1 pseudogene is annotated in these 262 nt (G+C 30.2%); it reads left to right on the top strand.

Annotated elements, in window-relative coordinates:
• Positions 1-262: pseudogene (locus tag R2R70_RS21080) on the top strand (hypothetical protein); the annotation flags it as partial.

Here is a 262-nt window from a genome sequence, read left to right as displayed (position 1 = left end):
GGTTATCTATATGGATGAACCGACAATCGGCTTAGATGTAATGAGTATACAATATCTAACATCTAAAATTCTGGAGTTTAAAAAAAATGGTAAGACTCTTCTCATCACATCTCATGATATGGCCTTTGTTATGCACCTTGCTGAACATATATATATACTTCACGGTGGAATAATTAAACGGATGAACGATTTGAAGGTCAATTCTTCTAATTCTTTAAAAACATTTAATGAATATATACAATCAGAAATAAAAACTATGAAC

Source organism: Cobetia sp. SIMBA_158 (assembly GCF_046566945.1).
In the GTDB taxonomy this organism is placed as follows: Bacteria; Pseudomonadota; Gammaproteobacteria; order Pseudomonadales; family Halomonadaceae; genus Cobetia; species Cobetia amphilecti.
This window is presented reverse-complemented; position numbering and strand designations above follow the sequence as displayed.